Source organism: Longispora albida DSM 44784, from assembly GCF_000379825.1.
GTDB lineage: Bacteria > Actinomycetota > Actinomycetes > Mycobacteriales > Micromonosporaceae > Longispora > Longispora albida.
Window position 1 is genome coordinate 1 of sequence record NZ_KB903839.1, and the last position, 18,591, is coordinate 18,591.

Below are 18,591 nucleotides of genomic sequence, written 5' to 3' on the forward strand. Positions count from 1 at the left end.
CCTATCACGGCACCGGCGCGATCATCCCGCACCGCCGCCGCGCAGGCCGCGCCCTGCTGCCCGCCCAAGAGTCCGACAACACCGCCCACCGCAAGGTCAGAGCACGCATCGAGCACGTCATCGGCCGCCTCAAAGACTGGAAAATCCTCCGCGACTGCCGCCTCAAACACGACGGCCTATGGCACGCGATACGCGCCATCGCACACATGCACAACCTCGCAGCCACCACCTGAAACACATCCGGGACGCCTTGCAGCGCAAGACATCCCGGAGTTATGAAACATCTTTTAGGAAGCGTTCTGCCAGAGGCCGATCGTGTTGCCTTCGGTGTCGGTGAAGTAGCCGGTGAAGCCCATGTCGGCGACTGCCTGCTTGGTCTGGACCACCGTGCCGCCCGCCTGCTTGACCTTCGCCAGGGCCTCGTCGATGTCGTCGACGCCGACCGTGATGGTCACGCTGGTCACCGGGGCGCTCCGCGAGGTCATGCCGCCGTTGATCGCGCCCGGCTCGGTGGGCATCATCGAGTCGTCGACGGGGGTCGTGGTCACACCCGTGTAGTCCAGGCCCGGATAGTCGGTCAGCGTCCAGCCGAAGGCCTCGGTGTAGAAGGACTTCGCCCGGTCCAGGTCATCGGCCGGGATCTCGAAATGCACGATTTTTCCGCTCATGGGAGCCAGCCTAGGTGCTGCTGAGCCAGGCCAGGGCTTCTTCCACGGTACCGGCGGACGGTGCGGCCGGAGCCTGCGGCCGGTCGACCATCACCACGGGCAGGCCCAGTTCGCGGGCCGCCGTGAGCTTCGCGGTCGTCATGCCGCCGCCGCTGTCCTTCGTCACCAGCACGTCGATCGCGTGGCGGCGCATCAGGGCCAGCTCGCCTGCCACCAAGTACGGCCCCCGGTCGAGCAGCAGCTCCATGCGGCCCGGTACGGGACCCTCCGGCGGGTCGACCGTCCGGACCAGGAACCACAGGTCCAGCGGCGCGAACGTGGCCAGCCCCTGCCGCCCGGTCGTGAGGAACACCCGCTCGCCGATCGAGGGCAGCGCGGCGGCGGCGTCGGCGACGGACGGCACGCGGTGCCAGTTGTCGTCCGGCCCGGCCGTCCACCCCGGCCGGCGCAGCACGAGCAGCGGGACACCGGCTGTGGCACACGCGGTGACAGCGTTGGCGCTGATCCGCTCGGCGAACGGGTGCGTGGCGTCGACCACCGCCCCGATCCCGGCCTCACGCAGCCACCCGGCCAGCCCTTCCGGTCCGCCGAAGCCGCCGACCCTGACCTCGCCGGCTGACGGCAGCGCGGGGTCGCGTACCCGGCCGGCCAGCGAGGTGACCACCGGGTACGGGCAGGCGGCGGCGAGGGCCCGTGCCTCACCGGTACCGCCGAGAATCAGGACCTTCACGCCCGGCACCTGGCAGCCGAGTACAGGTGGCTGTCGGTGAACTCTGAGGCTGTCAGGACCGCGCCGACCACGATCACGGCCGTGCGGAGGATGCCTGCCGCCTTGACCTGATCGGCGATGTCGGCGAGCGTGCCGCGCACGATCAGCTCGTCGGGGCGGGACGCGCGGGCCACGACCGCGACCGGGCAGCCGGCCCCGTAGTTCGGCACGAGTTCCGCGACGACCTCTTCGATGCGCTGCACGGCCAGGTGCAGCACCATCGTGGCCCGGCTCCGGCCGAGCGTGCCCAGGTCCTCGCCCTCGGGCATCGGGGTGGCGCGGGCCGACGTGCGGGTCAGGATCACGCTCTGCCCGACCCCGGGCACCGTGAACTCCCGGCCCAGCGAGGCCGCCGCCGCGGCGAAGGCCGGCACGCCAGGCGTGATGTCGTACGGGACGCCGGCCGCGTCGAGCCGCCGCAGCTGCTCGGCGAGGGCGCTGAACACCGACGTATCGCCGGAGTGGAGCCGGGCGACGTCGAGCCCCGCCTCGTGCGCGGCGACCAGCTCGGCGGTGATCTCGTCGAGGTTGAGGTTGGCCGTGTCGACCAGCCGCGCGCCGGGCGGGCAGAGTTCGAGCAGCTCGACCGGCACGAGGCTGCCCGCGTACAGGCAGACCGGCGAGGCGGAGATCAGCCGCTGGCCGCGCACCGTGATCAGGTCGGCGGCACCCGGCCCGGCCCCGATGAAATGCACTGTCACTTCTTCACGCTCCACTGGGTCACAGGCATCATCGTTTTCCAGCCGGTGAACGTGCCGACCGGGGTGGCCCGGCTGATCGCGATCCTGGTCAGCTCGCCGCCCAGCCGCTGGTACCCGGCGAACACCGCGGCCTCCGACTCCATCGTCACCGCGTTGGCCACGAGCCGTCCGCCGGGCCTGAGCGCCGACCAGCACGCGTCGAGCACGCCCTCGCGCGTCACCCCGCCGCCGATGAAGATCGCGTCCGGCGCGGGCAGGCCGTCGAGCGCGGCGGGCGCGCGGCCGGCCACGACCCGCAGCCCCGGTACGCCGAGGGCTGCTGCGTTGGCCGCGATCCTGGTCAGGCGCTCGGGATGCGACTCGATCGCGATGGCCTGGCACGACCGGTGCGCCCGGGACCACTCGATGCCGATGCTGCCCGAGCCCGCTCCGACATCCCACAGCAGCTCGCCGGGCACCGGGCCGAGCGCGGCCAGGGTCATCGCCCGGACCTCGCGCTTGGTGAGCTGGCCGTCGTGCGCGTAGGACTCGTCGGGCAGGCCGGGGACGCGCGCCATCGCCGGGCCTTCGCCACACTCCACCGCGACGATGTTCAGCGCGGGCATGTCAGTGTCGAGCTCGCTCGCGGTACAAGAAAAGATCTGTTCTTCCTGGCCACCGAGGTCGGCGAGGACGCGCACCCGCGCCGAGCCGAAACCCCAGCTGGTGAGCAGTGCGGCGATCCGGGCCGGCGAGCCGCCGTCGGCGCTGAGCACCAGGAACCGCGCGCCCGGGTTGACCTCCAGCCGGATCACCTCAGCCGGGCGGCCGACCACGCTGAGCACGGTGGTGTCCTGCAACGCCCAGCCCAGCCGGGCACACGCCAGCGACACCGACGAGGGATGCGGCAGGACGTGCACGCGCTCCGGGCCGAGCATCCGGATCAGCGTGCCGCCGATGCCGAAGAACATCGGGTCACCGCTGGCCAGGACACACACCCTTTTTCCCTGGTACCGCTCCAGCAGGCCCGGCAGGGCCGCCATCAGCGGCGAGGGCCATTCCACCCGCTCCGCCGCGCCGCCCGGCACCATCGCGAGCTGGCGCGCGCTGCCCATCAGCACCTCGGCGGCATGGACGACCTGGCGGGACGACTCCGGTAAGCCGGGCCAGCCGTCCGCGCCGATCCCGGCTACGGAGATCACGTGTTGCCCAGCACCCGGGTCACGGCGATCTCGATGACCACCCGCTCCGGATTCGGCCGCGGCTGCTTGTACCGGGCCGCGTACCGCGCGACGGCGTCGGCCACGGCCTCAGCCTCGTCCCTGACCACGGCCGTGCCCTCCAGCGTGGCCCAGCGCCGCCCGTCGACCTGGCACACGGCGACCCGGGACTGTCCACTCAGGACGTTGCGTACCTTCTTCGAGCCGCGCGAGGAGATGACCCGCGCGACCCGCGTGCTGGGGTCGAACGTGACCCCGACCGGAGCGACATGCGGCGTACCGTCCGGCCGGAGGGTCGTCAGGGTCGCCAGATGCCGCTCTGTCCAGAACTCCGGATCGGTCGCTAACTCCGGGCTCGTCACGTCCACGGGCCCGAGATCAGCGCACCGCGCAGCACGACCGAGGGCTCGGCACCGATCGTCGGGGCCGACGGCGGGGCACCGGCCCGGACCAGCAGGTCACCGACGGCGGCGATCATCGCGCCGTTGTCCGTGCACAGCCGGGGCGACGGGACGCGGAGCGTGATCCCGGCCTCCGTGCAGCGCTCCTCCATCATGGCCCGGATCCGGCTGTTCGCCGCGACCCCGCCGACCATGAGCAGCGTGTCCACGTGGTGCTCCTTGCACGCGCGGATCGCCTTCGTGCACAGGTTGTCGGCCACGGCCTCCTGGAACGAGGCCGCGACGTCCGCCACGGGCAGCGTGCCCTCGTGCCGCTCGACCCACCGGGCCACCGCGGTCTTCAACCCGGAGAAGGAGAACGCGAACGGCGGGTCGTTCGGCCCGCTCATCGGCCGGGGGAAGTGGATGGCCTGCGGGTCGCCCTCCTTCGCGATCCGGTCGATGACCGGCCCGCCCGGGTACGGCAGGCCCAGCAGCCGGGCCACCTTGTCGAAGGCCTCGCCGGCCGCGTCGTCGACCGTGTCGCCCAGGTGCACGATCGGGTCGCGGGCCAGGTCGCCCAGCAGCAGGATCGACGTGTGCCCGCCGGAGACGATCAGCGCGACGCAGCGCTCGGGCAGCGGGCCGTGTTCCAGCACGTCGACGGCGGCGTGGCCGGCGAGGTGGTGCACGCCGTAGAGCGGGACGCCGAGCGCCGTCGCGTACGCCTTGCCGGCCGCCAGGCCGATCTGCACGGCCGTGGCCAGCCCCGGGCCAGCCGTCACCGCCACCGCGTCGACATCGCTGAGCTTCACGCCAGCCGCCTGTACGGCGCGCTCGACCATCGGCACCATCGCCTCGAGGTGGGCGCGGGCCGCGACCTCCGGCACCACGCCGCCGAACCGGACGTGCTGGTCGACACTCGACGCCAGCGCGTCGCCGAGCAGCACGCCGTCGCGGACCAGGCCGGCGCCGGTCTCGTCGCAGGAGGTCTCGATACCGAGGACGAGAGGCACTACCGCACCTGGCCGGCGCTCACCGGCAGCCCGGCCGACGCCAGGATCGTCTTGCGCAGCTTGGCTGGCAGCCGGTCGACGTACACGAGGCCGTCGAGGTGGTCCACCTCGTGCTGGAAGCAGCGGGCCAGCAGGCCGGTGCCCTTCAGCGTGATCTCCTTGCCGTCCTGGTCGAAGCCGGTCACGTCGGCCGTACGGGCCCGGCCGACCTCTGCGTGCTCGCCGGGCACCGACAGGCAGCCCTCGGAGTCGACGTCCAGGTCACGGCTCTCGGGGAGGTGCAGCACCGGGTTCACGATGTGCGCGATGACGTTTTCGCCGGATTCATCCGGGCAGTCCACGACGAACACCCGGGCGTCCACGCCGATCTGGTTGGCGGCCAGGCCCACGCCCTGCGCCTCGTACATGCTGGCGAACATGTCCTTGATCAGGGCCTTCAGGTTGTCGTCGAAGGCAGTCACCGGCTCGCACGGCTTGTGCAGCACCGCAGTGCCGTAGTAGGTGATCGGCCGCGCTGTGCCCGTCTCGCTCGTCATAACAGGCGATCCTATCGCTGGGCGCCGACCGGGCACCTCCGGCGGTCGGCGTACCAGCTCAGGCCACTCGGCGACAGGCTTCCGCGAGCTGCGGCGATCGGCCGTTGACGTGCCGATCCCGAAGCCGACTACTGCTACCGCGCTTTCCGTAACCCAGGCGCCAGCGCGCTTTGCGGCACCCCGGATCGCGGATATCGGATGGGAATGGGACCAGCAAATTTTTCAGAGTCGCTCCGCCGACCTGGTGGTTCTGATTCCCTTGTCTTGCAAGGGTTTCCGGCCGCGTGGCCGTGATCGTGCACCCGGCGGTCCTATAAGGGCGCTGACATGGAGTTCCACGAATTCCTGACATGTGCGTGTTTGCCGGTGCACTCTTATCACATGAGTAGCGGTGTCTCGATTGGTGGTGAGCCGGCCCAGTACTACTGGTGCCTGCGTCATCACCGTGTCGAGACCGACGACGGCGACCTGTGCCCCGGGGCGTACCGCCTCGGTCCGTACGCGACAGCGGAAGAAGCTGCGACCGCCCTGGAGCGGCATCAGCAGCGTGAGGCGCAGTTGGAGGCCGAAGACGCCCGCTGGGAGGGAGAACGGGACTGATCCGGTGCGATTTCTCCGTGCATATCAGTTGCTAGATCCCGAAGGAGGAGCGATGGCCGCGACCACGACCACAGCTCGCAAGACCACAGCCAAGAAGGCGGCTGTGAAGAAGACGACCGCCAAGAAGGCTCCTGCCAAGAAGGCGGCCGTCAAGAAGACCGCAGCGAAGAAAGTAGCCACGAAAGCCGTGACGAAGAAGGCCACGGCGGCGAAGAAGACGGCTGCCAAGAAGGCGCCTGCTTCCAAGGCCGTGGCGAAGAAGGCTCCGGCGAAGAAGACCGCGGTGAAGTCGGCGGTCAAGAAGGCCGCGGCCAAGAAGACGACAGCGGCGAAGAAGACGACAGCCGCGAAGAAGACCACGGCCAAGAAGGCTGTGGCGAAGAAGACGACCGCCAAGAAGGCCGTGGCCAAGAAGACGACGGCAGCCGCGCCAGCCAAGAAGGTCGTCGCGAAGAAGACGGTCGCGAAGAAGACCACGACCGTCAAGAAGGCCGCCGCGACGAAGACGGCAGCGAAGAAGGCTCCGGCGAAGAAGGCCGTGGCCAAGAAGGTGGCCAAGAAGGCGCCGGCCAAGAAGGCCGTCGCGAAGAAGGCTCCCGCGAAGAAGACCGCCGTCAAGAAGTCCACAGCGGTGAAGAAGACCGCCGCGCGGAAGACGGCGGCCCGCAAGACGACGGCGCGTAAGGCGGTAGCGAAGTAGCCGCCGGAATCGCCGTGACGTAGCTGGCGGAGTGCCGTGCCAGCCCGGGAGCCACAGCCGCCGTCCGGCTGTGGCTCCCGGCTTTTGCCGCCGGTCACTGGTACAACTGGCACGTGACCCGGATCGCGAAGGCACCCACGATCGACTTCACGGCAGTGCGGAAGGAACTCCGGCTGCCGGGGGACTTCCCGGCCCCGGCAGCCGCGGAGGCCGCCCAGCCACCGGCCGGCCTGCCGCGTGAGGACCTGACGGCCGTGCCGTTCGTGACGATCGACCCGGCCACCTCCCGCGACCTCGACCAGGCGATGCACCTGTCGAAGCGCGGTACCGGCTACCGCGTCCGCTACGCCATCGCCGACGTCGCGGCCTTCGTCACCCCCGGCGGAGCGCTCGACACCGAGACCTGGGCGCGCGGCCTCACGGTGTACCTGCCCGGCGAGAAGATCCCGCTGCACCCGCCCGTGCTCTCCGAGGGCCAGGCGAGCCTGCTGCCCGACGAGACCCGCCCGGCCGTGGTGTGGACGATCGACGTGGACGCCGACGGCGCGACGAACGCCGTCACGGTGGGCCGCGCCCTGATCCGCAGCCGCGCCAAGCTCGACTACGCGATCAGCGTCGCCAAGCTGCCGGAGCCGATCGCGCTGCTCCCGGCGCTCGGCCGCATCCTGGTCGCCCGTGGCCTGGCCCGAGGCGCGGTGAACCTGCCGATCCCCGAGCAGGAGGCCGAGCGGGACGGCGACGGCTGGAGGCTCGCGCTGCGCCGCCAGACGCCGATGGAGGAGTACAACGCGCAGATCTCGCTGCTGACCGGCGCGGCGGCGGGCACGATGATGCTCGACGGCGGCGTGGGGCTGCTCCGGACGATGCCGCCACCTGCTCCCGAGGCCGTCCAGCGGCTGCATACCTGCGCGCAGGCCCTCGGCGTACCGTGGCCAGACGGTGCCACGATCGGCGAGGTGGTGGCCTCGACCCCGCCGGACGATCCGCGCGGGGCGGCGTTCCTCGACGCCGCTGCGGAGCTGATGCGCGGAGCCGGGTACACGGCCTTCGACGGCACGCCGCCCGAGCAGCCGCTGCACTCGGCGATGGGCCTGCCGTACGCGCACGTGACGGCGCCGATCCGGCGGCTGGCCGACCGGTACGCGACCGAGGTCTGCCTCGCCCTGCACGCCGGCCAGGAGATACCGGCCTGGGCGCGGGAGGCACTGCCCCGGCTGCCGGAGGTCATGCGGGACACCGACCGGCGGGCTTCGGCTGCGGAGCGGGCGGCGATCGACCTGGTCGAGGCGGTACTGCTGGCCGGCAGGGTCGGCGAGAAGTTCGAGGCCGCAGTGCTCGACCTCGACGGCCGGGGCCGGGACGGCGGCCTGATCGCCGTCGACGAGCTGGGCGTGATCGCGCGCTGCGAGGGCAGGCTGCCCCTCGGCGAGCGGATCACCGTCGTGCTCGCCGAGGCCGACCCGGCCACCCGGAAAGTCCTCTTTAAGGCAGCTTGACGTAGAGGTTCGTCCCGTACGGGGTGAAGCCCAGCCGCCGCGCGATGCTCAGCGAGGCCTGGTTGGTGTCCAGCGCCCGGTACCTGGCGACGCCGTTGAGCCGGATGGCGTGTGAGGCCGCCGCCGCGGCGACCTGGGTACCGAGCCCGCGCCCGCGCGCCTCCGGCCTGGTCAGCAGCCCGATGTCGGCGTGCTGGCCGTTCCACAGTGTGAGGTTGGCCGCCGCGAGCATCCGCGTACCGTCGAACGCGCCGAACAGCGCGCCCGGCTCCTCGGTGAAGCCGCTCTCCTCCCAGTCGGCCTCGGGGCAGCCGGCCCGCAGCTCGTTGAGGGCCAGGTGGTCGCCGGGGTTGAGCCGCCGGGCGCTGGGGTATGCCGGGAGCTGGCCGGCGTCCTTGAGGTAGTGGTGACGGCTCGGGCCGAGCACGGCGCCCTCGGGGAACACCTTCGCCCAGAACTCGTTCGTCAGCAGGGTGTCCAGGCCGACCTCGTGCACGGCCAGCAGCGTGTCGGTCAGGAGCCCGGGCTGCACCCTGATCCGGACCGTCCCTGGCGTCCCGAGCACGTACACACCCTCGTCGCCCTCCACGAGATGCACGCCGGCGGAGTCGTCGCGGCCGAGGACCCGGAACCAGTAATCCTCAACGTCATTCAGCACCTCGGCAGAGTGGCAGGTCCCTGCCTCAAAGGGCAATGAGACTTCTGGTCAATACAGCGGGCGCTTCGGCCAGTGACGGCCCATACCAGGTGAGATGCCGACCAGAAACGAAAGAGGACGGTAAAGCCGGAAAGGCCTCCGGTCCGTCCGCCGGGCTGAACGCATAGGGCTCGTCGGGAAAGACCAGGAGATCCGGTCGCAGGCCAGCCGTCTCGGCCACACCCATTTTCGGGTACCGTCCAGAGTGGACCACGGTCACGCCCAGCCGCGCCAGCACATCGGCGGCGAAGGTGTCGTCGCCGAGCCACATCCACGGCTTCTTCCAGATCGGCACGGCGGCCCGCAGATCCAGGTGAGTCGGGTTCTCCCACGCGGCGCGGGCCTCCTGGAGCCAGGCAGGGTCCGGGTCGCCGAGCAGCGCGCAGATCTCGGCCAGGTGGCCGAGCGCTGCGGCCACCGTCCGGGGGAATCCGACGTGGACGGTCAGCCCGGCCGCGCGCAGCGCCTCGACGTCCTCCTTGCGGTTCTCCTCCTGGTTGGCCAGGACGAGATCGGGAGCCAGCCGGATCACCGCCTCGACGTCCGGCCACTTCGTGCCGCCGACGCGCTGGACGTCGAGGCCCTCGGGGTGGGTACAGAAATCCGTGGCGCCCACCAGCACCCCGGGTGCGGTGGCCGCCACGGCTTCCGTCAGCGACGGGACGAGCGAGACGATCCTGCTAAACGTCTGTGACACGTACTCCAGCATGCACCTTGTACCGCTTGTTGATCGCGATCAGGTTCGCGGTGAGCGCCTCGACCTGGTGCGCGTTGCGCAGCCGGCCCGCCCAGATGCCGCGCATGCCCGGAATGCGGGCCGCGATGGCCTGCACGATCGCCGCGGCCTCCCGGTCGTCGCCGAGTACCAGCACGTCGGTGTCGAGGGTCTCGATCGCCGGGTCGAGCAGCAGCGAGGCGCTGACGTGGTGGAAGGCCGCCGTCACCCGCGAGCCGGTCAGGATCGCCTCGGCCTGCTGAGCCGCCGAGCCCTCCGGTACCTCCAGCGCGTACGGGCCCTGCTTGTCGAAGCCGAGCGGGTTCACGCAGTCGACCACGATCTTCCCGGCCAGCTCGGTCTTCAGCGAGGCGAGCAGCTCGGCGTGCCCGGCCCACGGCACGGCCACGATCACCACGTCTGCGGCGGCGGCCACGCTCGCGTTGTCCCCGCCCTCGGCCGGCGCGCCCAGCTCGGCGGCGGCCTGCTGGCCCCGCTCCTGGGTCCGCGAGCCGAGCAGCACGCGCTGGCCAGCCCGCGCGAGGCGGAAGGCGAGGCCGCGGCCCTGCTCACCGGTACCGCCGAGGATCGCGACGGTCAGCCCTGCAACATCTGGAAGCTCCATGCCGCCATCCTACCTACTCGCAAGTAACAAGCCGGGTACCCCGGCGGGGTACCCGGCTCGCGGCACTGTTTTCCTAGAACGTGTGGTCGATGGTCGGGAACTGCCCGCCCCGGACCTCCTCCGCGTACGCCTTCGCGGCGTCGCCCAGGATCTGCGCCATGTTCGCGTACTGCTTGACGAAGCGCGGCATCGGCCCGGTACGCAGGCCAGCCATGTCCTGCCAGACCAGCACCTGGGCGTCGCACTCCGCCCCGGCGCCGATGCCGATCGTCGGGATGGTCAGCTCCTTGGTCACCTGGGCGGCCACGTCACCGGGCACCATCTCCATCACCACGGCGAACGCGCCGGCCTCCTGCACCGCGTGCGCGTCGGCCAGGATGTCGGCCCCGGCCTCGCCCCGGCCCTGCACCCGGTACCCGCCGACGGTGTGCTCGCTCTGCGGCGTGAACCCGATGTGCGCCATCACCGGGATGCCGGCGTCGACCAGCGCCCGGATCTGCCCGGCACGCTTGCGCCCGCCCTCGAGCTTCACGGCGTGCGCCTCGGCCTCCTTCATGAACCGGACGGAGGTGTGGAAGGCCTGCTCGGCGCTCAGCTCGTACGAGCCGAACGGCAGGTCGGCCACGACCAGCGCCCGGTTCGTGGCCCGGACGACGGCGGCCGTCAGCGGGATCAGCTCGTCGACCGTCACCGGCAGCGTGGTGCTGTGGCCGTAGACATTGTTGGACGCGGAGTCGCCGACCAGCAGGACCGGGATGCCGGCCGCGTCGAAGATCCCCGCTGTGTACTGGTCGTACGCCGTCAGCATCGCCCAGCGCTCGCCGTTGTCCTTGGCGAGCTGGAGGTCACGGGTTCTGACCCGTTTCGTGGCGGGTCCACCGTACAGAGACATCATTGTTCTCCTTTTCCCTCGAGGCCCAATATGGGTCCCCGGGTTCCTAAGGAGAATGGTCGCACCCGGCCCCGCCGTGGCGGCAGGTCCGGGTGCAGAATTTCACAGCTCAGCCGGCTCAGCCGATCGAGTTCCGCCAGCCCCGTGCGGTGACGACGATCGAGGTGAGAACCTCCGTGCCGCCCGGCTTGTATGCCACGTACGCGAGGATGTCACCGGTCTGCTGATCGAGGATGAGGGTCTTGACCACGCCGGGCGCCTGATCCTTGTCCGTGCCGGGCCGCATGGACGACGGGATGGTCGCCGTGATCGCGAGCCCTGTCCGGCCCAGGGGGTCCTGTGCCTGGCCGGCACAGGTAACGCCCGGGGTAGTGGCCAGGGTTCTGAGCGCGGCCCGGCGGGTCTCCGGTGGCAGGCTGAGCATGGGAGAGTGCGGATCGGTGAAGGCGGGAATGGCTATGAACCCGAACTCCACCCACGGCTTGCCGAGCTTCCTGAGCAGCAGGGCGTCGATGTGCCCGGCGGCTGTGAAGACGAAGGGGTTCGTGTTCCTGCCGGTGACATGGTTCGCCTGCTCACCGGTCGCCGGGTTCCACCAGCTCTGGTTGTTCTGAGGCCCGGACGGCCTGCCAGTGTGTGTGAATTCCCAGTAGCGGTACTTCCCGGCCGGCTCGTCGTGCGGGGCCGGTCGCAGGTCCCTGGCCAGGTCAGCCATGCACTGGTTGGCGGGCCCCAGCGGAACCGTGGGTATTGGCGGGCTGCCGGCCGGGCTCGGGGACAGGGTCGGCGAGGTGCCGGGCGGCAGCGCGAGCTGACCCCGGCTGGCCAGGAACGTGACTGCGACGATCGTGATGACGGCAGCCGCAGCAGCGGTGACGACTGTCCAGGGCAGCCGCTTCCGGACAGTTGTGGCCACCGGACGCTGGCCGAACGGGGGAGTGATGTCGTGAGCGGCGGGCAGGTCGAATCGCGGGACGCCGACATGGATGCCGCGAGCGGGGTCAGCCGGGCCGAGCAGGGCGCGGACGCGCTGGACGTTCATGCCGCCTCCTCGGTGCTGAGCGGGCGGGTGGACATGGTTCGCTCCCCTCGGATCGGTGGTCGAGGGGACAGGGCGGCCTGGAGGCGCTTGCGGGCGCGGTGCAGGCGGACGGCGCACACCGCCCGGTTGCAGCCGAGTACCCGGGCCGCCTCGCTGACCGACAGCTCCTCCCAGCCGATCAGGCGCAGCAGCTCCTGGTCGGGTTCGGAGAGTGTCGCGAGCGCCGCGCGGACGTCCAGGACCTCGTCCAGCCCGCCGGCCGGTACCGCGAACTCCGGGAGTTCCGCCGGTACCGGCTCGGTGCGCCGGAGAGAGTTCGCCAGGACCCGTCGCGCCACCCCGTAGAGCCAGGGCAGAGCCTGGCCAGGCACGTCGGCACGCCGGCGCCAGGCGGTCAGGAAGACCTCCTGGGCCAGCTCCTCGGCCGCTGTCATCGAGCCGAGCCTGCGCAGCCCGTACCGCACCACAGCCGGATAGTGCTCGGCGTACGTGGCGCGGAACCAGGCCTCCGTTGGTTCCCTCATGCCTGGGTTTATGTCGAGGGAACGGAGGCGATTACAGGGTTTCCCGGAATCGGTTGGTGATCGGCACCCGGCGGTCACGGCCGAAGGCCTTGATGGAGATCTTCGTGCCGGGGCAGGACTGCCGCCGCTTGTACTCGGCGATGTCGACCATGCGCACGACCCGGTCCACCAGCGCCGGGTCGTGCCCGGCGGCCTTGAGCGCCGCCGAACCCAGGTCACCGTCCACATAGCCGGCCACGATCGCGTCGAGCTGCTCGTACGGCGGGAGGGAGTCGGAGTCGAACTGGTCGGGACGCAGCTCGGCGCTCGGCGGCTTGGTGATCGAGTTCTCCGGGAGGATGTAGGAGACCGTGTTGCGCCACTTGGCCAGCCGCCACACGAGCGTCTTCGGCACGTCCTTGAGCGGGTTGAACGCCCCGGCCATGTCGCCGTACAGCGTGGCGTAGCCGACGGCCAGCTCGCTCTTGTTGCCGGTGGACAGCACCAGATGACCGTGCTGGTTGGACAGGCTCATCGAGACCATGCCCCGGATCCGGGCCTGGAGGTTCTCGGCGGCCAGCCCCGACAGCGAGACGTTGGCCATGAACGCGTCCACCATCGGCGAGATCGGGATCACCTGGTAGTTCAGCCCGGCCAGCTTGGCGAGCTCCTCGGCGTCGTCGAGCGAGTGCTGCGAGGAGTACGCGGACGGCATGGCGATGCCGTGGACGTTGTGCCCGCCGAGCGCGTCGGCGGCGATCCCGGCCACCACTGTCGAGTCGATCCCGCCGGACAGCGCGACGATGACCGACTGGAAGCCGTTCTTGCGCACGTAGTCCCGCAGGCCGGTGACCAGGGCCGCCCACACCTCAGCCTCGTCGCTGATCCGGGGAGCGATGACAGTCTCGGGTGCCGGGCCGGTGATCGGGCGCAGTGCCGGGCCGGTGACCCGGGCGACGTGCATCTCGCCGAAGTCGCCAGCCGCGTCGGAGGCTGCGGCCGGCAGGTCGAGGTCGGCGACGACCAGCTCCTCGGTGAACTGGCCCGCGCGCAGCAGCAGCTCGCCCTCCGCGGTGACGATCACCGAGTCGCCGTCGAAGACCAGCTCGTCCTGGCCGCCGACCAGGTTCACGTACGCGACGGTGGCCTTGGCCTCCGCCGCGCGGCGGGCGACGAGCGGGAGGCGGGTGTCGTCCTTGTTCAGCTCGTACGGCGAGGAGTTGATGTTGATGACCAGGCCGGCCCCGGCGCGCCCGGCCACGGCGAACGGGCCGCCGGCCTGCCAGATGTCCTCGCAGATCGTGAGCGCGACGTCGACGTCGCCGTCCTCGGCGGCCAGCCGGACGATGGTGAGCGTGTCACCGGGTACAAAATAACGATCTTCGTCGAAGACGCCGTAGTTCGGCAGGTGGTGCTTGAAGTAGCGCGCCACGACCCTGCCGCCGTGCAGCAGCGCGAGCGCGTTGCGCGGGCCACGGTCGGGGGCGGCGTCGGAGCCGGTGCGGGCCGGGCCGTCGGCGTCGAGGTAACCGACCACAACGGCCAGCTCGGCGGGGAGCTCGGTGGCGAGCCTGTCCACTGCGGCCTTCGACGCCTCGACGAAGGACTCGCGGAAGCACAGATCCTCCACCGGGTACCCGGTGAGGGTCATCTCGGGGAATGCGACGATCTGCGCGCCTGCGTCCAGGGCGCGCCGGGACCATTCCCGGACGATGGCCGCGTTGCCGGGGATGTCCCCGACAGTCGTGTTCACCTGGGCAAGGGCAAGGCGCAAGGTCGGCATGGCTCCTATCTTGCCCCGCACGCCGTACGGTATGGGTAGCAGGTGGAGATCAGGGAGGAAGCCGTGGATCGGCAGCAGCAGTTCGTGCTCCGCACGCTCGAAGAGCGCGACATCCGGTTTGTCCGGTTGTGGTTCACGGACGTGCTCGGCACGCTCAAGTCGGTGAGCGTCGCGCCAGCCGAACTGGAGGCGGCCTTCGAGGAGGGCATCGGCTTCGACGGCTCGGCGATCGAGGGCTTCGCCCGGGTCTTCGAGTCCGACATGGTGGCCATGCCCGACCCGACGACCTTCCAGGTCTTCCCGTTCGAGGGCGGCTCCTCCGGTGAGAGCGCCCGGATGTTCTGCGACATCCTCATGCCGGACGGCTCGCCGTCCTGGGCCGACCCCCGGCACGTGCTGCGCCGTCAGCTGTCGCGGGCAGCGGAGAAGGGCTTCACCTTCTACACCCACCCCGAGATCGAGTTCTTCCTGTTCAACGACCTGCCGACGGACGGGACGCCACCGGACCCGGTCGACGCCGGCGGGTACTTCGACAACACCACCCACGCGGCTGCCCGCGACTTCCGGCGGCAGGCGGTACTGGCGCTGGAACGGATCGGCATCTCGGTCGAGTTCAGCCACCACGAGGTCGCGCCGGGCCAGCAGGAGATCGACCTGCGGTACGCCGACGCGCTGGCGACGGCCGACAACATCATGACCTTCCGGCACGTCGTGAAGGAGGTCGCGCTGTCGCAGCACGTGCACGCGTCCTTCATGCCGAAGCCGTTCGCCGACCAGCCGGGCAGCGGCATGCACACGCACCTGTCGCTGTTCGAGGGCGAGCGCAACGCCTTCCACGACCCGTCCGACCCGATGAAGCTGTCGAAGACGGCCCGGTCGTTCATCGCGGGGCTGCTCGTGCACGCCCGCGAGTTCACGGCCGTCACGAACCAGTGGGTCAACTCGTACAAGCGGCTCTTCCCGCAGCACATGGAGAACCGGATCACGGAGTCGCCAGCGTACGTCTGCTGGGGACACCTGAACCGGTCGGCACTGGTCCGCGTGCCCGCCTACGGCAAGCCGAACAGCGCGCGCGTCGAGGTCCGGTCGCCCGACTCGGCGTGCAACCCGTACCTGGCCTTCGCCGTCCTGCTCTCGGCAGGTCTGCGGGGCATCGAGGAGGGCTACGAGCTGCCGCCCGGTGCCGAGGACGACGTGTGGGGGCTGTCGGACGCCGAGCGGCGCGCGATGGGCTACGCGGCACTGCCGCAGAACCTCGCCGAGGCCATCCAGGTCATGTCCGAATCGGACTTCGTCGCCGAGACGCTCGGCGAGCACGTGTTCGACTTCTTCCTCGCGAACAAGCGCGCGGAGTGGGAGGAGTACCGCCGCCAGGTAACCCCCTACGAACGCCAGCGCTACCTGGGGTTGTAGAGACCCGGTGAGCGAAAATCTGAGCTGCGCGAAACGGCTTCCCACGTACAACACCGGTACGAGGGAAGCCGTTTCGCTTGTCAGGTTTCCGCTCACCGGGCCACCTCGCGTTAGATCAAGAGCAGAAGAGCAAAAGAGCTTTGGAGGTACCTGTCGTGGAGCTGCTCGCGTCCGGGCGGGAGGCTGAGGTCTACGCGCTTGATGAGGGCCGGGTGCTGCGGCGTTACCTGCACCGGCCTGCGGCTGACGGGGAGCTGGCCGCGATGGCGTGGGCCTGGGAGGCCGGGTACCCGGTGCCCCGCGTGCACTCCGTCGACGGCAACGACATGGTCATCGACCGGCTGCACGGGCCGACGCTGGCCGAGGCGCTGCTGGCCGGCGAGCTGAGCCCGGCGGAGGGCGGCGCGCTGCTGGCCGGCCTGCACAACCGGCTGCACGCCCTGCCAGGCTTCGTGCTCCACCTCGACCTGCACCCGGAGAACGTGATCATGTCGGGTACCGGGCCGGTCGTCATCGACTGGGCCACGGCCGAGCCCGGCGATCCCCGGCTCGACACGGCCATGACCTCGCTGATCCTGGCCGAGGTCGCGACCAGCGGGCAGCCATGGGCCGGACCGGCGGCGACGCTGCTGGCCGTCTACCGGGCCGGGGTACCGGACGACGCCTCGCATCGCGCGGAGGCGCTGGCCCGGCGGCTCGGCGACTTCCCCGAGGCGGAGGAGGCGCGGATCCGCCGGGCGGCGGCGAGCCTCTAGACGAGTGCCGGGAGGATCTCCTGCGCGATCGGGTCGACGGAGATCGCGGTGTCCGTGAGCACGACGACGGCGCAGCCGGTACCGGGCACGTAGCCGGCATAACTGCGGTATCCGGGCAGGCTGCCGTTGTGCCAGCGGGCCGGCTCCGCGCTGCCGGGTACGCCGTCGAGGTGCCAGCCGAGGCCCATGAACCCGCCGTCGCCCCGGTCGAACCGCTGCTGGGCGGCGAGTTCGAGGGCTCCGGTCAGCGGGCCGGGCGTGAAGTGCGCGGCGAGCAGGGTCAGCAGGTCGTCCACTGTGGAGTAGAAGCCGCCCGATCCGGCGTGCAGGGGATACAGCGGGGTCGGCGTCGGGTTGCCGTCCTCGTTGTGGCCGGGGAGGACGCGGGCTGCCTGCTCGGGGCTCGGGTCGAGCACGGTGTCGGTGAGGCCGAGTGGCTGGCAGACCCGCTCGGCGACAAGGGAACCGAAGTCCGTGCCCGCCGCGCATGCCAGCGCGTTGGCGAGCAGCGAGGCCCCGAGGTTGCTGTACTCGTAGCCGGTGCCGGGCGGGCGCTGGAAGCCCATGCCCGCGATGCCAGCGCCGAACTCGTCCAGCGTCTCGTCCGGCGACCAGCCCGTGTAGGTGAGATGGTCGAGCCCTGAGCTGTGGCTGGCCAGGTGCCACAGCTCGACCGGCTGCCCCTCGTGCTCGGGCACCGCGAACGGCAGGTACCCGGCCACGGGGTCGGTCAGCTTCAGTTCCCCGCGTTCGACGGCGACGGCGAGCGCCAGTGACGTGAAGACCTTGGAGATCGAGGCGATCCGGTACAGCTGGCCGGGGTGGCCTGCGGTCCGGCGCTCACCGTGGTCGAGGACGCCGATGCTGAGCGCCGTGTGCCGGGGATGTTCGCTGAGGAGCTCGTCGAGTCGCACTGGGCGATGGTAGGCGAGTGATCACGGCAGCGGGGGGCCGCTGAGCATCTCCTGCGGGATGTCGAGCTGGTCGCGGGCGAACGGGCGGGGCGTCACGGGCTCGTCGAGCTGGACAGCCTCGGTGATCCGGTCGAAGCGGAACGCGCGGGCCGCTTCGCGGAGCCGGCACCAGGCCAGCAGGTACCAGCGCCGGCCGCCGATGTAGCCCATCGGCTCGACGACGCGCTCCGTCGCCTCGCCCTTGCCGTCGACATACGTGAGCCGGAGCGCCCGGGAGGCGGTGAGGGCCGAGGCGATCGGCTCCGGTACGGCGGGCATCGGCGGGCGGACCAGGTGCACCCGGTCGGCGAAGTCGCGAGCCGCGTCCACATCGGACGGTGGCATCACGTTGAGGAGCTTGTGCAGGCCCGTGCGGCCGGCCTCGGCGAACGGGGTACCGCCGAGCTGGTGCAGCGCCACGGCCATCGCGATCGCCTCGGCCGGCGTCAGGTTGACGGGCGGGAGCGTGTGGGCGCGGTCCAGGCAGTAGCCGCCGGTCCGGCCCGGCTCGGCGTAGATCGGGACGCCCGACTGCTGGAGGGCCGACAGGTCCCGCTCGATCGTCCGGGTGGACACCTCGAACCGCCCGGCCAGCCAGCGGGCGCTGCGCGGCCGGGGCGCGACGGCGCGCAGCTCCTCGACGAGCGCGTACAAGCGGTCGGTCCTGTTCACGGATGTGAGCGTAAACACCGACAGGATGTTGTCGCCAACGCCGCCGAAGCTGGTCACACCGGAAAGAGACGAGGGAGTCAGAAAATGCAGCACGGCATCGGCTGGTTCAAGATCGGCACCGCCAACCCTGAGGTCACCGAGGCCTTCTACGGCCAGCTCTTCGGCTGGGAGTTCTCTGGCGACGCCCCCTACCGCACGGCCGTCACCCCGGCGGAACGCTCGATCAGGGGCGGCGTGTACGCGACCGGCGGGCACGCCCCCGACTACGCGGTCTTCTGCGTCGTGGTCGCCGACGTGCCGGCCACGATCGAGCAGGCCCAGGCGGCGGGCGGCAAGGTCATCGTCCCGCCGCAGGCCAACCCCGACGGCGTCGTCCACGCCCACCTGCTCGACCCGAACGGCACCCACTTCGCGGTGTACTCGCCTCCGCCGGGTAAAGACAGCTAGGCCTTTGACCTGCGGTTTTGATCTTGAAC

The 18,591-nt window shown here is 70.8% G+C and carries 23 protein-coding genes; 7 read left to right on the forward strand and 16 right to left on the reverse strand.

What is annotated here, in order from left to right; all coding sequences use genetic code 11:
* Positions 1-233: transposase family protein (locus A3G1_RS0131190; protein WP_018349739.1), on the forward strand; the 233-nt coding region annotated here is incomplete at its 5' end.
* A 54-nt stretch (positions 234-287) separates the two neighbouring features.
* On the opposite strand, the gene A3G1_RS0131195 is transcribed toward A3G1_RS0131190, so the two are convergent.
* The 7 genes from A3G1_RS0131195 to def are packed head-to-tail and all read right to left on the reverse strand — an operon-like array spanning position 288 to position 5,269.
* Entirely contained in the window at positions 288-668 is a 381-nt protein-coding gene (locus A3G1_RS0131195) for a VOC family protein (RefSeq protein WP_026212696.1), read from the reverse strand.
* Between the two features lie 10 nt (positions 669-678).
* The gene (locus tag A3G1_RS0131200; protein ID WP_018353430.1) at positions 679-1,398 is read right to left on the reverse strand and encodes a cobalt-precorrin-6A reductase; all 720 of its coding nucleotides are present in this window, start codon (positions 1,396-1,398) and stop codon (positions 679-681) included.
* On the reverse strand, positions 1,395-2,132 hold the full coding sequence (cobM, locus tag A3G1_RS0131205) for a precorrin-4 C(11)-methyltransferase (protein WP_245563639.1): 738 nt from the start codon (positions 2,130-2,132) through the stop codon (positions 1,395-1,397). The genes A3G1_RS0131200 and cobM overlap by 4 nt, the downstream gene beginning before the upstream one ends.
* A gap of 2 nt (positions 2,133-2,134) precedes the next feature.
* Complete coding sequence (locus A3G1_RS0131210; protein WP_018353432.1) at positions 2,135-3,319, reverse strand: bifunctional cobalt-precorrin-7 (C(5))-methyltransferase/cobalt-precorrin-6B (C(15))-methyltransferase; 1,185 nt, start codon at positions 3,317-3,319, stop codon at positions 2,135-2,137.
* Positions 3,316-3,705: a TIGR03618 family F420-dependent PPOX class oxidoreductase gene (locus tag A3G1_RS0131215; RefSeq protein WP_018353433.1), complete on the reverse strand. Its 390-nt coding sequence runs from the start codon at positions 3,703-3,705 to the stop codon at positions 3,316-3,318. The genes A3G1_RS0131210 and A3G1_RS0131215 overlap by 4 nt, the downstream gene beginning before the upstream one ends.
* A complete protein-coding gene (gene tsaD / locus A3G1_RS0131220; RefSeq protein WP_018353434.1) occupies positions 3,696-4,733 on the reverse strand; it encodes a tRNA (adenosine(37)-N6)-threonylcarbamoyltransferase complex transferase subunit TsaD in 1,038 nt (345 codons plus the stop codon). Before tsaD ends, A3G1_RS0131215 begins: the two co-directional genes overlap by 10 nt.
* Entirely contained in the window at positions 4,733-5,269 is a 537-nt protein-coding gene (def, locus tag A3G1_RS0131225) for a peptide deformylase (protein ID WP_018353435.1), read from the reverse strand. The genes tsaD and def overlap by 1 nt, the downstream gene beginning before the upstream one ends.
* Before the next feature lie 381 nt (positions 5,270-5,650).
* Here def and A3G1_RS0131230 point away from each other — a divergent pair, with 381 nt between their 5' ends.
* From A3G1_RS0131230 to A3G1_RS0131240, 3 genes are all read left to right on the forward strand, one after another.
* Entirely contained in the window at positions 5,651-5,869 is a 219-nt protein-coding gene (locus A3G1_RS0131230; protein ID WP_040480507.1) for a hypothetical protein, read from the forward strand.
* Positions 5,870-5,921: 52 nt separating this feature from the next.
* A complete protein-coding gene (locus tag A3G1_RS0131235) occupies positions 5,922-6,569 on the forward strand; it encodes a histone H1-like repetitive region-containing protein (RefSeq protein ID WP_018353437.1) in 648 nt (215 codons plus the stop codon).
* Between the two features lie 113 nt (positions 6,570-6,682).
* The gene (locus tag A3G1_RS0131240) at positions 6,683-8,065 is read left to right on the forward strand and encodes an RNB domain-containing ribonuclease (RefSeq protein WP_018353438.1); all 1,383 of its coding nucleotides are present in this window, start codon (positions 6,683-6,685) and stop codon (positions 8,063-8,065) included.
* Here A3G1_RS0131240 and A3G1_RS0131245 read toward each other — a convergent pair.
* The 7 genes from A3G1_RS0131245 to A3G1_RS0131275 all read right to left on the reverse strand — a co-directional run bounded on the left by A3G1_RS0131245 (position 8,052) and on the right by A3G1_RS0131275 (position 14,322).
* Entirely contained in the window at positions 8,052-8,723 is a 672-nt protein-coding gene (locus A3G1_RS0131245) for a GNAT family N-acetyltransferase (RefSeq protein WP_018353439.1), read from the reverse strand. The genes A3G1_RS0131240 and A3G1_RS0131245 overlap by 14 nt on opposite strands.
* Positions 8,724-8,748: 25 nt before the next feature.
* Positions 8,749-9,459, reverse strand: coding sequence for a helical backbone metal receptor (locus tag A3G1_RS0131250; RefSeq protein ID WP_245563640.1), 711 nt, complete (start codon positions 9,457-9,459; stop codon positions 8,749-8,751).
* On the reverse strand, positions 9,443-10,102 hold the full coding sequence (npdG, locus tag A3G1_RS0131255) for an NADPH-dependent F420 reductase (protein WP_018353441.1): 660 nt from the start codon (positions 10,100-10,102) through the stop codon (positions 9,443-9,445). Before npdG ends, A3G1_RS0131250 begins: the two co-directional genes overlap by 17 nt.
* A gap of 73 nt (positions 10,103-10,175) precedes the next feature.
* Positions 10,176-10,997, reverse strand: coding sequence for a 3-methyl-2-oxobutanoate hydroxymethyltransferase (panB, locus tag A3G1_RS0131260; protein ID WP_018353442.1), 822 nt, complete (start codon positions 10,995-10,997; stop codon positions 10,176-10,178).
* Between the two features lie 115 nt (positions 10,998-11,112).
* Entirely contained in the window at positions 11,113-12,036 is a 924-nt protein-coding gene (locus A3G1_RS0131265) for a hypothetical protein (RefSeq protein ID WP_018353443.1), read from the reverse strand.
* The gene (locus A3G1_RS0131270) at positions 12,033-12,560 is read right to left on the reverse strand and encodes an RNA polymerase sigma factor (protein WP_018353444.1); all 528 of its coding nucleotides are present in this window, start codon (positions 12,558-12,560) and stop codon (positions 12,033-12,035) included. The genes A3G1_RS0131265 and A3G1_RS0131270 overlap by 4 nt, the downstream gene beginning before the upstream one ends.
* A gap of 31 nt (positions 12,561-12,591) precedes the next feature.
* Positions 12,592-14,322 carry an NAD+ synthase gene (locus A3G1_RS0131275; protein ID WP_026212701.1) on the reverse strand — a complete coding sequence of 577 codons (1,731 nt, stop codon included), beginning with the start codon at positions 14,320-14,322 and terminating at the stop codon, positions 12,592-12,594.
* Between the two features lie 63 nt (positions 14,323-14,385).
* On the opposite strand from A3G1_RS0131275, the gene A3G1_RS0131280 reads away from it, so the two are divergent.
* On the forward strand, positions 14,386-15,735 hold the full coding sequence (locus tag A3G1_RS0131280) for a glutamine synthetase family protein (RefSeq protein WP_026212702.1): 1,350 nt from the start codon (positions 14,386-14,388) through the stop codon (positions 15,733-15,735).
* Positions 15,736-15,890: 155 nt separating this feature from the next.
* Positions 15,891-16,490: a phosphotransferase gene (locus A3G1_RS37765; protein WP_018353447.1), complete on the forward strand. Its 600-nt coding sequence runs from the start codon at positions 15,891-15,893 to the stop codon at positions 16,488-16,490.
* Here the strand turns inward: A3G1_RS37765 and A3G1_RS39270 are convergent.
* Positions 16,487-17,404 carry a serine hydrolase domain-containing protein gene (locus tag A3G1_RS39270; RefSeq protein ID WP_018353448.1) on the reverse strand — a complete coding sequence of 306 codons (918 nt, stop codon included), beginning with the start codon at positions 17,402-17,404 and terminating at the stop codon, positions 16,487-16,489. The genes A3G1_RS37765 and A3G1_RS39270 overlap by 4 nt on opposite strands.
* 21 nt (positions 17,405-17,425) lie before the next feature.
* A complete protein-coding gene (locus tag A3G1_RS0131295; protein WP_026212703.1) occupies positions 17,426-18,115 on the reverse strand; it encodes a helix-turn-helix transcriptional regulator in 690 nt (229 codons plus the stop codon).
* Positions 18,116-18,199: 84 nt separating this feature from the next.
* Here A3G1_RS0131295 and A3G1_RS0131300 point away from each other — a divergent pair, with 84 nt between their 5' ends.
* Positions 18,200-18,562: a VOC family protein gene (locus tag A3G1_RS0131300; protein WP_018353450.1), complete on the forward strand. Its 363-nt coding sequence runs from the start codon at positions 18,200-18,202 to the stop codon at positions 18,560-18,562.
* Positions 18,563-18,591: the final 29 nt, after the last annotated feature.

Bases quoted from the DNA above. Each gene is read 5' to 3' on its own strand.
- A3G1_RS0131195 (WP_026212696.1), bottom strand. From the start codon at position 668: ATGAGCGGAAAAATCGTGCATTTCGAGATCCCGGCCGATGACCTGGAC.
- def (WP_018353435.1), bottom strand. From the start codon at position 5,269: ATGACGAGCGAGACGGGCACAGCGCGGCCGATCACCTACTACGGCACT.
- A3G1_RS0131230 (WP_040480507.1), top strand. From the start codon at position 5,651: ATGAGTAGCGGTGTCTCGATTGGTGGTGAGCCGGCCCAGTACTACTGG.
- A3G1_RS0131235 (WP_018353437.1), top strand. From the start codon at position 5,922: ATGGCCGCGACCACGACCACAGCTCGCAAGACCACAGCCAAGAAGGCG.
- npdG (WP_018353441.1), bottom strand. From the start codon at position 10,102: ATGGAGCTTCCAGATGTTGCAGGGCTGACCGTCGCGATCCTCGGCGGT.
- panB (WP_018353442.1), bottom strand. From the start codon at position 10,997: ATGATGTCTCTGTACGGTGGACCCGCCACGAAACGGGTCAGAACCCGT.
- A3G1_RS0131265 (WP_018353443.1), bottom strand. From the start codon at position 12,036: ATGAACGTCCAGCGCGTCCGCGCCCTGCTCGGCCCGGCTGACCCCGCT.
- A3G1_RS0131270 (WP_018353444.1), bottom strand. From the start codon at position 12,560: ATGAGGGAACCAACGGAGGCCTGGTTCCGCGCCACGTACGCCGAGCAC.
- A3G1_RS0131275 (WP_026212701.1), bottom strand. From the start codon at position 14,322: ATGCCGACCTTGCGCCTTGCCCTTGCCCAGGTGAACACGACTGTCGGG.
- A3G1_RS0131300 (WP_018353450.1), top strand. From the start codon at position 18,200: ATGCAGCACGGCATCGGCTGGTTCAAGATCGGCACCGCCAACCCTGAG.